Genomic DNA, 14,858 nt, shown 5'->3' on the forward strand with positions numbered 1-14,858 from the left:
AGCCAAACTGACCAGCCAACCAAGAAAAATAAATATAGTTGTGAGCTTTATACTTTTAGGTTTATCCATAACCATCCTATACACATAACATGTTTATAGCGAGCTAATCGCGCGTTTTTCTACCACAGCGTAGCTCGTTTTTCTTATTAGATTATTTCTAACAAACTTGTTAACTAATTACCAGTGTTATTAAAATTTAGGAGTTCTCGCTTTTACCTCAGGATAAAAACGAGCGATTGGGTCGTTTTCTTGACTATACGAGCGACTGAGCTAAAACTGTATATATATACAGCTTTATTTCAAAGGAATGAAAATGAAAACTCGCTCTCCTTATTTAAACTACATTGCAGACTATATGCTCACTCGTCAGTATTCATTAAGAACAATTAATGCTTATTTAGGTTGGATCGCAAAATTTATTCACTTTCACAACAAACGTCACCCAAGCTCAATGGGAGATGCAGAAGTCAAAGCGTTTTTAGACCATATTGTATTAAAACGTAATATGTCACCTAGAACACAAAGTGCAGCTTTAAATGCGCTCGCTTTTTATATAAACATATTGTCAAAAATGAGCTTTCTTTAAACTTGAATTTTGCACGAAGTAATCGACAACCCAAGCTGCCTGTAGTGATGACGCCTGATGAAGTAAAGCAATTGATGAGTCATCTTTCCAAGCGATATTACTTAATCACGGGGTTAATGTATGGAAGTGGTTTGCGTGTGATGGAAGCGGTGCAATTGCGAGTAAAGGACATTGATTTTGATTACAAATGCATTCAAATTTGGAACGGAAAAGGCAACAAGCATCGTATAGTTACTCTTGCAACGGAGTTGATCCCATTACTTAGAAATCAAATTTTGCAAGTTGAAGAATATTTAAGGTTAGATTTACAAAACGAGCGATACGCAGGTGTGTGGATGCCTAACGCTTTAACTCGTAAATATCCCTCAGCTAATAAATCACTAGCGTGGCAATACTTATTTCCTTCCTACAAATTAAGTGATGACCCAGAAACTGGCGAGATACGTCGCCACCATTTCCACCCTACATGTGTTAGAAAAGCGATTAAAAAAGCATTAAAGCAAACCAATATTACAAAGGTTATTACGCCTCATACCTTGCGCCATTCATTTGCAACGCACCTATTGCAAAGTGACGCCGATATTCGCACCGTTCAAGCACAATTGGGCCATTCTGATGTCAAAACCACACAGATTTACACCCATGTTTTACAACAAGGAGCAAACGGTGTTGTAAGCCCATTAAGCAAAATTTTCTAGTTATTATTAAAGATGCGTTAACTTATCATTCAATCTGTAGGGCTTGGACCGTTTCTTGATTGCTCAAAGCAGCAGTTAGAGCATTTAACCTAACTTATTTTGGGGCAGAAACAAGTTGAAATACTAGTCATGTTTTTAATTACATTAAATGATAAATAAGTAAAAGATCCACCTTCTAAAGAAGGTGGCTTTGCATTAGCCCCCTAGAAGGGGGCGTTGTTTACTGGAGTGTTAACTGTGCCTGCTCTTGTACCTCTTCCTTTTCTTAGTGCCTGACATACCGTCTTATTATTTCTTCATTTATCCCTACTGTATCTACGAAGTACCCTCTCTGCCAAAAATGGTTTCCCCATAACTTGTTTTTCCTTAAGTATGGATATTTGCTAAATAGCTTTAACGCTATTTTTCCTTTTAAAGCACCCATTAGTTTCGAGACTGATAACTTCGGCGGTATCTTTACTACCAAATGAACATGGTCAACCTGCACATTTAACTCGACTACTTTGCACCCTAACTGCTCACAGTAAACTTGTATGCACCTGTAAACATCTCTGCCTACTTTGTTCTTCAATATTCTGAACCTATACTTTGGTGTCCAGACTATATGATATTGACATCGCCAATACACATGCGATGCTTTCTCGTATCTACTCATGTTTTTTCCTTATATGACTTCGCTAAAAATCAAATAAGGAATTAACATGAGTATTTTTTCAGGCAAAGCCTAAATGATGATAACCACCTACTGAAGTAGGTGGTTTAGGGCCGAAAACAAAAAACGAACCCGAAGGTTCGTTTTACTTTTAACTCTAACAGTCTCAGCGGCGCTCTTACTCATGAATATGAGTAAGAGCTAAGTGCTCTAGCCTGCTGTATTTTGGTCTAGTTTAAAAATTATATTTTAAGCTAACCTTATAATTTAATGGCTCACCTGGTTGAGTCCAAATTGCAGAGTATGAATTAGCGTAATAAGTTTTATCCAATACGTTATTTACAACAAACTGTAAGCTCAAATCATCATTAACATGGTAATTTGCAAATAGATTTACCAAGGTATATGAAGGTAAATAATAGGTAGGATCAATCGCTTCACCTAAACGTTCACCAACATATTGAACAGACACACCAACCGTTGAATTCGAATCGATTAAATCGCTAAGATCTCGTTTAATTTGTGCATTGGCACTGTGCTTTGGAATATTTAGTAAAGGGCTACCTTTTGGCAAACTAACCCACCAATCGGTATTAACCGTATCTTTTGCTGTTTTGGCATCAGTATAAGTGTATGCAAGATCAAACGAAGTTTGGCTAGTAATATTACCGTGTAAGTCTAGTTCAACACCATCACTTGTAACCTCGCCTAGAGCCCTAGATACACCTGCTTGTAAGTCTGTGCTTAGCATGTTGCTCTTTTGCGCATTAAATACTGTAAAGCTACCACTAACAATGTCGGTATTAAACTTAACTCCAACTTCAATAGAGGTTGTTTCTTCAGGCTCAAATGCTTCTCCATCAGCATCGAAACCGCTATTAGGTCTAAACCCTTCAGAGTAACTGCTATAAAATTGTAGATCATCAGAATAAGCATACACTAAACCTGCTCGAGGGCTGAATGTGCTTTTGTCAGCCTCTGAACGGGTTACGTTTTTATGGTTATCAATTCTTTGATCAAACCAATCGTAACGACCCCCAATTTGCATTTTCCATTTTTCAGTGATGTCGACTTGGTCTTGAATATAAATACCATAGCTATTCTGTACTTCTGTGGTGTCGAATAACAGTGAACCTGCAGGCGCCGTTTTACCGTATTCAGGCTCATACATATTTATAGCGTAACTCGTGTCATCAAGAGTCGGGCGATATCTGTACCAAACTTTATCAAAGTCAAACTTACTAGCATCAGCACCAATTAAAAGATGATGAGTGAAACCAGCAGCTTTTATACTACCGCTAAGCTCTGAACGTACAGACATATAGTTAGTTTGAAAGTCACGTTGATTATGTTGTCTGCTCAGTGTCACGCCATCAATAAAATAAACTTGTCGGCTTGGAGCAAGCTCAGCATCACTTGATTCGCTTAAAAACTCTGAGTCGCTATAACTAATACCTGTTAAAAGCGACCATTCTCCTAATTGATGCTCAAGGGTAAGCTGATGAGAAATAGCCTTAACTTCTGTAGGTTTATCACTTGGCTCACCTAAAAAAGTTTCAATAGGTAGCGCATCAATTTTACCATCTACAGCAACAATACCTCGATCGAAAGTTAAACTTTGATCAACGTACTCTAGCTCGTAATTCAACTTAGTTTTATCAGAAATTAGCCATAAAATTGAAGGTGTTAATACCGTTTTTTCCGATTCATGGTAGTCTCTAAAACCTTCACTATCTTCAACTGCACCGTTAATTCTAAAGGCCACTTGGTCCGTAATTGCATTAGTATAGTCGCCTTCTGCGCGATAACTTTGCCAGCTACCAGCTGTCACTTTTACATAGCCTTGTTGTTCAAACTGCGGTTTTTTTGTAATGATATTAATCGTACCGCCAGGCTCAGAGCGTCCATAAAGTGCAGAGCCAGTTCCTTTCATGATTTCTACATAATCGATATTACTCGTATCACGAACACCGCTAAAGCTACGTCCAGACGAGAAACCGTTAATTAAAAAGCCTGATGGAATATTCTCATCGCCCACTAAACCACGTATAGCGAAGCTTTCCCATAAACCACCAAAATCATTTTGTTCTGAAATACTTGGAGTTAAATCGAAAATGTCACTTAAGGTGGTTACACCAGCCTCATTAAGTGTGTCTGATGAAATAAACTCGACAGATTGTGGTTGCTCATTCAAAGGAACATCCCCACGAAACGCTTGCCTTACACCCGACACAGATATTTTTTCTATGTCTGATGGCTCTGTAGTGGCATATGCGGAAGATGTAAAAATTGCGCTAATCATGATTGAAAGGGCTGATTTTTGGTATCTGTTCATTCTATCTCTCAGGTATGAATTGTAGTTATTCAATAAAGCTTGTAGTTATGAGGTAAGGGCTTACATTATCAATTACCTGTATATGCAATTAATAATACTTATCATTTATAGTATGATATACAATTAAACAACCGAGAACTAGCCTCGCAAACAACAGAAATTAAAAAACTTAAATCAACGCTCAATTTATAAACACTTAGAGAAAAAAATGAACAAAGTTACTTTAGCCTGCATTACATTAGCTATATCAATTTCCAGCATTTACAGCGCAAAAACACAAGCACATGCAATATGGTTTGCTGAGCGCTCATCACAACTAGCACTGATATATGGTGAAGGCGCACAAGATTTAGACACCGTTAAGCGCCAAGGCAAAGTTAAAACAGTTACTGGCTATAACAAAAATTGGCAAAAACAAAGTGTTAAACTTGTTGAGTCAGGGCATATGATGATACTGAGCGATAACACGGTTTATGCTGTTACAGGAATGCTAGATAACGGTTTATGGAGCAAAACTAAAGATGGTAAATGGTTTGCTAGTGGCCGTGATCAAATCCCTGATGCAGTTTTAAGCGAGCATACAAAAAAACATGCTGTACACTTGCGTGGCCCTCTTACAGAAATTCCTCAACTTAAAGAACAACAGTTACAAATTATCCCAATAGGTGAGAGCTTTTCAGATCAAAAAGGTGCATTGGTTAGTTATCGCATAATATTTAATGGTAAGGCAGTTCAAGGCGCTAAAGTGATTAATGATATTGTGAACGACCCAGATCAAAAGCCTCTGATAAGCAATCATGAAGGCGTAGTGACATTGCCACTACGTAATCAAGGTTTAAACGTAGTTGCCGCAATATATGATGAAAAAAGTACCAATCTCGCTGTATTTGATAAGACCGAGCACTTAGCAACACTTTCATTTGTTTTACCCCATGCTGAAGAGTAGTTTTTAATTAGCTACTTATATTCAAACAAAACTTTGTGGGCCTAGACTTACAATAAGTCTAGGCCCTTATGCACTTTTAGTGGCCCTTTAAATAAGTGAGTAGCACGCTACTCCTCCGCTGCACTTAAGCCTCACCTAGTGTTGTTGTAAATTACAAGTTTAATTATTACAGTAGAAAGCATGTTTACGAACAGTTCTAAACTTCTACGTTAAGGTGCACATTTCAACTTGAAAATTCACAAGTAAAACCGAGTCCCACCATTCCATTTTAAAGATGAACAATAATGAGCAATACTAAAATCATCAAATTATGAGAGTTAGGGTATTCAAAATGATTAAGACAGTTACTTTTGCAATGATGCACTTCGCAATCGCTTTTGCAGTGACTTATTTTTTAACCGGTAGTTTTTTAATTGGTGGCTTGGTTGCTATTGTTGAGCCAGCTGTAAACACTGTTGCGTTTTACTTTCACGAAAAAGTGTGGCGTAAAGTTGAAACTCAGAATAACTTTAAACAAGATTCAGATGGGATAATGTTTGCATAAGAATTAACTAGATTAAATTGGCTCACAAACCAACGAATATCCCCATATTACACCTCGAACTGTAAATTAAGCTTTGCCACTAGAGCCGGTGGCAGAGCTTCAGACCAAAACGGCTAAAACTGTTTTTAATTAATAACCGAAATTAATGAGCCTTTTGATTATTCTTAGTAAAAGAGTGCAAGGCTTCCCCTCCTTAGATACATGCCAAGCCACGCTAAATAAATAAGTATATAACTATGAATTTAAAGGAAAAAATAGCAATCCATTTAACTATATTTTATTAAATATAAACTCTTAATAGCGAGCTAACGCCCTCCAATTTAGAGCTAATACTCAAATTAGGCTTGCAATTATCGCTTTTCAGCTTACACTCGTACGCCAAGTGAGCGTACACCTGTAAGCTATAGGCGAAAAATGAGAGCGTTATTAAATTCATTATCAAAACATTTACTGCATCATCAATCATGGGCTGGGTACTGGGAGCCGGTGGTTCAGTGCTTTAAACCTGGCTGGCGCGAAGGCTACTTCCGTGCACAAGTAAAACATGTACAGGTGTTTGCTGAACAAAGCGTTGAGGTGATTATTGAGCCAGAAAAAACATGGCCAGTTCATCAAGCAGGCCAGCACATTGCGTTAACAATACAAACGAATGGTCGACTGCTAACGCGTGTATTTACCATCGCAAGCGAACCACAACTGGCAAGGCAGCAGCGACAAATTCGTTTATTGATCCGCAGCCAAGAGAGCGGCGCATTTACGTCAAAGCTAACAAACTTGAGGCCAGGGCAATGGCTTAATATTTCTGAGCCTAAAGGCCAGTTTGTTATGCCAAATACCGCGCGTTCTTTAATCATGCTTGCCGGTGGCTCAGGCATTACGCCATTTATAGCCATGCTTAAATCAATACCTGCTGATAGCAAACAAACTATAACCCTGCTTTATTATGCAAAGCCGAACAGCCACTGGCTTAAAGATGAACTTGAGCAACTAAAGCAATCGCTGAGCAATTTTGATTATCACTTACTTGAGCGCAACAAAGATGGTGATGCGACGACATGGCTGACAACAAATGCGCATAAACACTGGTTAGTGTGCGGCCCAGCAGCTTTGTATAAGCAAGCAGCCGCTTTAGCTAAGCAATTAAATACGCCTATCGACAGTGAGCATTTCAGTGCAGTCCCTGCTGTTTTAGCAACCTCTGATAAGCACGAACTAACACTCACTCATCAGGGCAAAACATTCACTATTGATAACCAACAAACCTTACTGACTCATTTACAAGCGAATGAACAACCGGTGTCAGTTGGCTGTGGTATGGGAATTTGCCATCAATGCCAATGCGTTAAAAAGCAAGGCATCGTGCGTGATATTCGTACCGGTGAGCTCTCTGATAGCTCAGAGCAATTAATTCAACTTTGCATATCGCAACCTGTCAGTGACGTGGAGTTATCAGCATGAACACAACAAAAACAGTCAATTTTGAAAAATTAGCAGCTCAACTCGATAGCGTTAAAGCAGATGTAAAATCAAAACTCGGTGAGCAAGATGCAAAATACATTCGCCGCGTTATTGTTTGCCAGCGAGTGTTTGAATGGGGTGGCCGAGTTTTATTAATGCTAGGCTTTATTCAGCCTGTTTTATGGCTAGTGGGTGTGCTTAGTTTAACCACAGCAAAAATCCTCGATAACATGGAAATTGGCCACAATGTGATGCATGGCCAATACGACTGGATGAATGATAAATACATAAATTCAAAGTCTTACGAGTGGGATATAGCGTGCGATGGGGCTAGTTGGAACCGTGTTCACAACTACGAGCACCACACCTATACCAATATTATTGGTAAAGATCGCGACTTTGGCTATGGATTACTTCGCTTATCGAATGACTTTCGTTGGCGGGTAAAAAACCTATGGCAATTTGTTACTTACCTATTACTCAGTGTGCTGTTCCAATGGGGAGTGTCGTACCATGAAATGGCAGCCGAGCGAGTATTTTTTGGCAAGAAAAAAGATGACCGCGATTACAAAGTACCGCACAGCGAACTGAAAAAGCGCTTTTTTAGTAAAGGTGCGCGCCAGCTAGTGAAAGACTACCTGCTCTTTCCACTGATTGCTGGGCCTTTATTTTTGTGGGTTTTGGCGGGCAACCTAGCGGCTAATTTATTACGTAACCTGTGGACCTCAACCATTATCTTTTGCGGGCACTTTACCGGTGAAGTTGAAACATTTAACCAACAAGACTGCGAAAATGAATCACAAGGTCAGTGGTATTACCGCCAAGCGTTGGGCTCATCAAATATCAAAGGCGGTAACCTGTTTCATGTAATGACTGGGCACTTGAGCTATCAAATAGAGCATCACTTATTCCCCGATTTACCCGCAAAACGCTACCGCGAAATTGCCCCTAAGGTACAAGCTATCTTTAAAGAACACGGTATCCACTACAATACCGGCGGCTTCTTTCGCCAGTACTTTTCTGTCGTAAAACGAATTGTGCGCTACTCTTTTCCGTAATTGATAAACGCCAGTGCATAGCGCTGGCTTTTTTATAAATAATTTTATGGCAAGGAATTAGCTTCGAGAATCAGTTCGTTAATTTCTAACTGTAATTCATCATCTGCTGTTTGTTCCGTGAAAGTTAAAGCTGTATTGGCAAAGTTTAGCGCTAGGGCCTTATCAGCTTTCTCTAGGTAATTCTCTGCAATCGCAAAATTAATCGACGCTAAATAATCCTCTAGTTCGAGTAACGTTGCTAGCTCTAGCGCTTTGAAATAATAGCTAAGTGCAACTTCTGGCTTTTGATAGGTAAAGTCAGCGAGCGTTTCCCATTGAAACGGATGATCAAGCGGTGTGCCTGCAAACTTGTCGCAGATTTCTTTTATTTGATTGTACGCCACCCACTCTTGTTGTTTATTGTTAGCATTAACAATATCAAGCGCAAGTTGATGAATCGCCTCATAATGAGGTGGCTTTTTAATTGATTCAACCTCTCCAAATTGTTCCTTATGCATTCCCTGCCCTCTCTAAGCTAATTAAATCTCATTCGATTCAGACCAAACCCGTAACTCATCGAGTATATGCAGTGCTGAGCGGCCAAAATCAGTAAGTTCATAGGTCACTGCTATCGGGCGGGTGCTAATAACATGACGGGTGATCATCGCTCTACTTTCAAGCTCTTTTAGGCGCTGGTCTATCATCTTTTTGCTTGCACCACCGAGCATGCGCGTTAAATCATTAAAGCGCACAGGGCCATCTTTTAAATGATAGATAATAGAGCCCGTCCATTTACCGCCAATCAAACGCATGCCTTTTTCAATAGCACACGGCTCCATGCAAGCATTTAAAACTTTTTTTCTACCCTTACTATCTGTTTCTACTGAACTTTCCAAAACAACCTCGCGTTTTTCAGCCTAGTTACAAAAAGGTGACTGGTTGATTAAATAACCTAGGTTACTATTATATACCACGGAATGTATTTTGAACACGATAAAGTAATTAGCAAACGGATACTCAACTATGAAAAACGTATTAATTATTAACGCACATCACTATTACCCTTTTTCTGAAGGTAAGTTAAATGCTGCTTTAATCGAAAAAGCCGACGCTTTTTTTCAAGCAAAAGGCTATCAAACTCGTGTGGTTAATACACAAGACGAATTTGATGTAGAAACTGAACTTGAGAACCATCAATGGGCAGATATCGTCTTTTTGCAATCACCTATTAATTGGATGGGCATGACTTGGTCATTCAAAAAATACATGGATGAAGTGTACACCGCGGGTATGGGTGGAGCGCTTTGCCATGGTGATGGTCGCCATCAAGACAATCCAAAAGCCAATTACGGTAAAGGCGGCACCTTAAATAACACTCAATATATGATGTCGCTGACCTTAAATGCACCTGCAGAATCATTTGCAGATGCCGCTGACTTTTTTGAAGGTAAAAGTGTTGATGACCTTGTTTTCCCAATGCATATGAACTTTAAATTTTTCGGTATGCAAGCGTTACCTACTTTCGCCTGTTATGACGTGATGAAAAATGCAGACATCGAGAGCGACTTTGCGCGCTTTGAAAAACACTTAAACGATAACTTTTAAGGAACACTCATGAGTAACGAATCTGTTTATAGCAATAAACTCCATCCGGGCAGTGCATTTCCTAGTATTAGTGCTGCACTTTTGAATGGTGAAAAGACTGTTCTTGGTCAACCTCAACACGGTGCAAGCTGGCAGCTTGTTGTTGTTTATCGTGGTAAGCATTGCCCTTTATGTACTCGCTATTTAAACAGCCTCGAGCAGTACAAAGCTGCGCTATTAGAAACGGGTGTTGATGTAATTGCTGTTTCAGGCGATAGCAAAGAGCAGTTAGAAGCGCATTTAGAGCAGTTATCAGTGTCATTTTCACTTGTTTACGGTTTGACTACAGAGCAAATGAAAACATTAGGTACTTACATATCTGATCCCCGTTCACCGCAAGAAACAGATCACCCTTTCGCAGAGCCTGCACTGTTTGTGGTTAACGAGCAAGGTAATGTACATGTGGTTGATTATTCTAATAACCCATTTGTAAGACCTGATTTAGCAACCTTGGTAAGTGGGCTTAACTGGATACGCGATCCAAAAAATAACTACCCAATTCGCGGTATGCATAAGTAGAGAGTAGCCATGAGCAAATTTACAACTTTGCTGATTGGCTTGGTGAGCATAATAATGTGCTCGCCACATGCCTTTTCAGCACAACTCCCCCATGCACATATTGCTTCACCTAATCACTATGAAGTATTGCTAGATAACAGTGACGTACTTGTTTTGCGTATGACTTTAGCACCAGGTGAGCAAGATAATTGGCATAAGCATAATGCTGAAACTGTCTACTTTGAGACAGGTGGTAAGGCAACCATCAGTACAAAAGAGTCACAAACAACACTTGAGATCCCCAATGGCTATGTGATGTGGCATGACGCATGGACTCACCAAGTCAAAAATGAAGGTGAAACCACCATCACTGCAATTATTGTTGAGAGCAAATAGGTAGGAGCAATTATGGCATTAGAAAACCACCCTATGTGGCGCTTACCTAAGCATCACCTAGATTTAAAAAGTTCACATGACCATGTTCATTGGGTTGAATTATTTTATGACCTTATTCATGTGGTAATCATTTTTCTGCTAGGTAATTTTTTAAGCGACCACTTACATTTAAGTGGTTTTCTTACTTTTGCAGGTTTATTCATCACCGTATGGTTCGCGTGGGCTGACTCCAGCGTTTTTAACTCACTCTATGTCAGTACAGATGTAAAACATCGGCTGATCATGGCCTGCCAAATTGTCACCGCCATGGTTATGGCAGCCTCTATTCCCCATGTACTTGACAAAGGCTGGACATATTTTGCATTGGCCTATGCAGCTAACCGACTTATTACAGCGTATTTATTTCATCGCACCAATCAATTAGGGATCGAATCAACAAAATTAGCACGCAGTGTGAGCCGTAACTACTTTGCTCTTGCCATTATCTTCGCAACCACAGCTTTTATGCCTGCACCCTATAGTTATTGGGTATTTGGCACTGCGATTGCCGCTATCCAAGTTTTATATATGGCTCCAAAAATTGGTGTACTTGAAAATAAACGTTTTTTACCACGCCTTGGGCATATGTCTGAGCGCTTTGCCCTTATACTGCTCATTGTCTTAGGCGAAGGTTTCTTTAAATTGGTGATTACTTTATCAGAAAAAGGAATTTATAAAGTCGACCCCTCTGTACTAGCTAACTTTATGTTTGGCGGTATTGCAGTATTTGTGCAATGCTGGATTTACTTTGACTTTGTTGGCAATGGTAAACCTAAAAATCAGCATAAATGGACACTCGTAAGTTGGTGGTTAGCACACCTATTTTTAATGTTATGTGCAGTTATGGTTGGCGTTGCACTCGCCGGCGAAGTGAAAGCTGGGTTTTGGCAACCTTACCCACTTAAATATGGGGTCATTGGCTGTGTAGGGTTAGCAGGCTACTTATTGAGTTTATTGTGGATCCAGTTAATGATCGAACACCGTGTAGCGCATCGTTTTGCAACAGCTAAAGTAAGAATGTTTGGCGTTATACTCGCTTTGGTTACTATTCCTATTTTACCTCATGTACCTTCGCTCATTGGCAACATACTTTGGGGCACTGCACTGATTTCACAAATTGCCTACCCAGTCACTCGCGCATACTTTACCCTTTCAAAAGAAGAAGCTAATTCATAAAGATTAAAACACCTTTGCAAAAACAACAAAGGTGTTTTGTTATCCCTGCTGTTTTTCGCAAAAAAAAATTAGCGCCACAATACCCTCATTACTTAACCATAAATCACTTTCAGGGCCGCATTAAATTGTTAAGTTTCGCTTAGCTATGCCCCTTAAAGTTTGGAGTCATAATGAGTTTTGATAAATTAGCACATAAGCCATTCTCAATTGGTGTTGAACTTCCACTTGATAATGACTGGGCAAATTTCAAACAACAATCAAATCAATCATTTGGGATCCCTGATTTAGCTAACCATGAATCACGTGTTCAACTTGCTGATGAGCTTGGCTATGTTGCGGCATGGGTTCGCGACGTGCCGATTTATGACCCTCAATTTGGTGATGCTGCCCAAGTTTATGAAACTTTCAGCTACCTTGGCTATTTAGCAGCTAAAACCAAGAATATATTACTTGGCACCGCAGCGGTTGTATTGCCATTGCGCCAACCTTGGCTTGTTAAAAAGGCAGCAAATACTGTGCAAGCGCTAAGTAATGATCGGCTAATTTTAGGTGTTGCCAGTGGTGATAGACCCATTGAATACCCTTTATTCGATATTGATTTTGCAAGCCGTGGTGAGCAACTACGTGAATCTGTTTCGCTACTTAAAGGCGCCCCTAAGCGACCTTTAGAAGCGGGTCAAAAGCTACTACCAGAAGTGAAAGATTTCCCACTTTATGTAGCAGGTCTTGCTCAGCAAAGCCCTCAATGGGTTGGCGAAAACATGGACGGCTGGCTTGCTTACCCAGGCACACCTGATGATCATCAAAAGCGTGTCGCCTTGTGGCGAGATGTCGCAGGTAATAAGCCGTACGTTAGTTTTATTCATTTAAATTTATTAGATGATCCTGATGCACCTATAAAACGTCACCGTTTTGGGGTTGAAACAGGCGTCAACGGACTCATCTCAGAGCTAAAGGCAATGAAAAATGCCGGTGTGAATCACATTGGCCTGCATTTTAGACGTAACGAATTACCCATCGAATGGGCATTAAAGCACATCGGCGAACATGTTTTGCCCAAGTTCCATAATTAAGGAGTTATGATGTCACAATCAATTATGCCAAAACTGGGTTTTGGTACATTTAGATTACAAGACGAAGTTGCATATCAAAGTGTGCTAACAGCTATTGAAGAGGGCTTTAGACACATCGACACCGCGCAAATTTACGGTAACGAAGAAGCTGTTGGCCGAGCGATTAAAGACAGTGGTGTTGCACGTGGTGAGTTATTTATTACCACCAAAGTATGGAATGATAAGTTAAATAAAACGGACTTTATTAACAGCGTAAAAGAGAGCCTGACTAAACTACAACTAGATCACGTCGACTTACTGCTTATTCATTGGCCAAGCCCAGCCAATGGCGAAAGCATGCATGAGTATTTAACCGAGTTACAATCAGCAAAAGAGCTTGGTTTAACGAAAGAAATTGGTGTTTCAAACTTTACCATTGCACAAATGGAAGAAGCCTTAAGTATTTTGCCAAAAGGCGCCTTATTTACCAATCAAGTTGAAGTTCACCCCTACCTAACCAACCAAAAAGTACGTGATTTTTGTGCGCAAAACGACATTCTCGTTACCGGCTATATGCCATTTGCGGTAGGTAAAGTACTTAAAGATCCAACCATTAAAGCGATTGCAGACAAACACCAAGTGAGCACCGCTGAAGTGGTCATTGCTTGGGAATTAGCTCATGACATGGTGACGATACCGTCATCGACCAAACGCGAAAATATGGCTACCAACTTAAAAGCCCTTTCGCTTAGCTTAAGCCAAGACGAGATCAATCAAATTGATGCCCTTAGTTGCGGCGACAGGCAAGCAAACCCGGATTTTGCTCCTGACTGGGATCATGATGAAGTAAAGACAACTCATGCTTGGCAGTTTCAAGGTGCTGATAAAGCACTCGCTTTGGGATTAAAAGCTGTACCAGCACTTAAAGCAGGGCAAATTTTAGTCCGAAATCTAGCGGTTGGCATCAATCCAGTTGATTGGAAGTTTATTCAAGCTGATCCTATTAATTGGACAGATACACACACTCCTGGTGTAGACGGTGCTGGGGTTATTGAGAAGGTAGGCGATGGTGTCGATAGCAAACTAATCGGTAAAACAGTCGCTTATCATCATAGTTTGAGTGAAAACGGTAGCTTTGCTAAACACACAGTACTTTATGCAGAGCGTGTTATGCAGGTGCCAAAAGGGTTAGCTGCTAATGTTGCTGCTGCATTACCTTGCCCACTGCTTACTGCATGGCAAGCTTTTAGCAAAATACCATTACGCAAAGATGAAAAAGTATTAGTAACCGGCATGGGAGCTGTTAATAAACTGCTTACACAAATGCTGAATCACAGTGGCTTTGAAGTACATGCTTTATCAAAAAGCCTAACGACTGAGCAAGCCGTAAAGCTTGGCGTTAAGTTAGTATTACGCGACGCACCATCTGAAGGTGGCTACTTTGCACTCTTTGATGCTAATGGTCCTGAAGAAGCTAAAAAGTTAGTGCCACTTCTACAGGCAAATGGTCATGTGATCAGTATTTTAGGACGTATTGAAACCCCCGTCGATGAGCCATTCACGCGCACTATTTCTTATCATGAAATTGCCCTTGGTGCATTACACGATTATGGTGATACACAGCAATGGCAACGTCTTGTAAGTGATGGCGAAAAGCTCCTTAATGACATTGCGTCGGGTACTTTAAATGTTGAAGAACCCACTGACTTTGAATTTAACAATCTCAATGACGCCCTTGAGTTTTCTAAAGTTCAAAAGCAAAAAGCCGTTGTAGTTGTTTAGTTATCATTTAAAAGG

The 14,858-nt window shown here is 40.1% G+C and carries 14 protein-coding genes and 2 pseudogenes; 12 read left to right on the forward strand and 4 right to left on the reverse strand.

The genetic code is table 11. The annotated features are described in order from the left end of the window. Positions 1 to 313: 313 nt before the first annotated feature. A pseudogene (locus tag AN394_RS16610) lies at positions 314 to 1,284 on the forward strand (integron integrase). A gap of 265 nt (positions 1,285 to 1,549) precedes the next feature. Here AN394_RS16610 and tnpA read toward each other — a convergent pair. Together tnpA and AN394_RS16620 are read right to left on the reverse strand one after the other, a co-directional pair. Further along, positions 1,550 to 1,939, reverse strand: a complete 390-nt coding sequence (gene tnpA / locus AN394_RS16615) for an IS200/IS605 family transposase (RefSeq protein WP_055022044.1) — start codon at positions 1,937 to 1,939, stop codon at positions 1,550 to 1,552. A 232-nt stretch (positions 1,940 to 2,171) separates the two neighbouring features. Further along, the gene (locus AN394_RS16620; protein ID WP_055022045.1) at positions 2,172 to 4,271 is read right to left on the reverse strand and encodes a TonB-dependent siderophore receptor; all 2,100 of its coding nucleotides are present in this window, start codon (positions 4,269 to 4,271) and stop codon (positions 2,172 to 2,174) included. 208 nt (positions 4,272 to 4,479) lie between these two features. Between AN394_RS16620 and AN394_RS16625 the strand changes: the two genes are divergently transcribed. The 4 genes from AN394_RS16625 (at position 4,480) to AN394_RS16640 (ending at position 8,277) form a co-directional block, all read left to right on the forward strand. After that, the gene (locus AN394_RS16625; RefSeq protein WP_055022046.1) at positions 4,480 to 5,217 is read left to right on the forward strand and encodes a DUF4198 domain-containing protein; all 738 of its coding nucleotides are present in this window, start codon (positions 4,480 to 4,482) and stop codon (positions 5,215 to 5,217) included. A 331-nt stretch (positions 5,218 to 5,548) separates the two neighbouring features. After that, on the forward strand, positions 5,549 to 5,761 hold the full coding sequence (locus tag AN394_RS16630; protein WP_054562611.1) for a DUF2061 domain-containing protein: 213 nt from the start codon (positions 5,549 to 5,551) through the stop codon (positions 5,759 to 5,761). Positions 5,762 to 6,175: 414 nt separating this feature from the next. After that, positions 6,176 to 7,219 carry a flavin reductase family protein gene (locus AN394_RS16635; RefSeq protein ID WP_082401615.1) on the forward strand — a complete coding sequence of 348 codons (1,044 nt, stop codon included), beginning with the start codon at positions 6,176 to 6,178 and terminating at the stop codon, positions 7,217 to 7,219. Further along, complete coding sequence (locus AN394_RS16640; protein WP_054562612.1) at positions 7,216 to 8,277, forward strand: acyl-CoA desaturase; 1,062 nt, start codon at positions 7,216 to 7,218, stop codon at positions 8,275 to 8,277. Before AN394_RS16635 ends, AN394_RS16640 begins: the two co-directional genes overlap by 4 nt. A 44-nt stretch (positions 8,278 to 8,321) precedes the next feature. Here AN394_RS16640 and AN394_RS16645 read toward each other — a convergent pair whose 3' ends face one another. Further along, positions 8,322 to 8,774, reverse strand: a complete 453-nt coding sequence (locus AN394_RS16645; RefSeq protein WP_055022047.1) for a hypothetical protein — start codon at positions 8,772 to 8,774, stop codon at positions 8,322 to 8,324. Positions 8,775 to 8,795: 21 nt separating this feature from the next. Then, entirely contained in the window at positions 8,796 to 9,152 is a 357-nt protein-coding gene (locus AN394_RS16650) for a helix-turn-helix domain-containing protein (protein WP_054553546.1), read from the reverse strand. Positions 9,153 to 9,279: 127 nt separating this feature from the next. Here AN394_RS16650 and AN394_RS16655 point away from each other — a divergent pair, with 127 nt between their 5' ends. The 7 genes and pseudogenes from AN394_RS16655 to AN394_RS16685 all read left to right on the forward strand — a co-directional run bounded on the left by AN394_RS16655 (position 9,280) and on the right by AN394_RS16685 (position 14,843). Continuing rightward, positions 9,280 to 9,861, forward strand: a complete 582-nt coding sequence (locus AN394_RS16655; RefSeq protein WP_055022048.1) for an NAD(P)H-dependent oxidoreductase — start codon at positions 9,280 to 9,282, stop codon at positions 9,859 to 9,861. 9 nt (positions 9,862 to 9,870) lie between these two features. Next, positions 9,871 to 10,419: a redoxin domain-containing protein gene (locus AN394_RS16660; RefSeq protein WP_054562615.1), complete on the forward strand. Its 549-nt coding sequence runs from the start codon at positions 9,871 to 9,873 to the stop codon at positions 10,417 to 10,419. Positions 10,420 to 10,428: 9 nt separating this feature from the next. After that, positions 10,429 to 10,794, forward strand: a complete 366-nt coding sequence (locus AN394_RS16665) for a hypothetical protein (protein ID WP_054562616.1) — start codon at positions 10,429 to 10,431, stop codon at positions 10,792 to 10,794. A gap of 12 nt (positions 10,795 to 10,806) precedes the next feature. After that, complete coding sequence (locus tag AN394_RS16670; protein WP_055022049.1) at positions 10,807 to 12,009, forward strand: low temperature requirement protein A; 1,203 nt, start codon at positions 10,807 to 10,809, stop codon at positions 12,007 to 12,009. Positions 12,010 to 12,179: 170 nt separating this feature from the next. Beyond that, positions 12,180 to 13,082 (forward strand): TIGR03571 family LLM class oxidoreductase, encoded by a 903-nt coding sequence (locus AN394_RS16675; protein WP_054562618.1) that lies wholly within the window; start codon positions 12,180 to 12,182, stop codon positions 13,080 to 13,082. A gap of 9 nt (positions 13,083 to 13,091) precedes the next feature. Continuing rightward, a pseudogene (gene dkgB, locus AN394_RS22335) lies at positions 13,092 to 13,898 on the forward strand (2,5-didehydrogluconate reductase DkgB); the annotation flags it as partial. Positions 13,899 to 13,958: 60 nt separating this feature from the next. Beyond that, entirely contained in the window at positions 13,959 to 14,843 is an 885-nt protein-coding gene (locus tag AN394_RS16685; RefSeq protein WP_055022062.1) for an alcohol dehydrogenase catalytic domain-containing protein, read from the forward strand. Positions 14,844 to 14,858: the final 15 nt, after the last annotated feature.

Origin of the sequence: Pseudoalteromonas sp. P1-26 (assembly GCF_001401795.1) — a bacterium.
Lineage (GTDB): Bacteria > Pseudomonadota > Gammaproteobacteria > Enterobacterales > Alteromonadaceae > Pseudoalteromonas.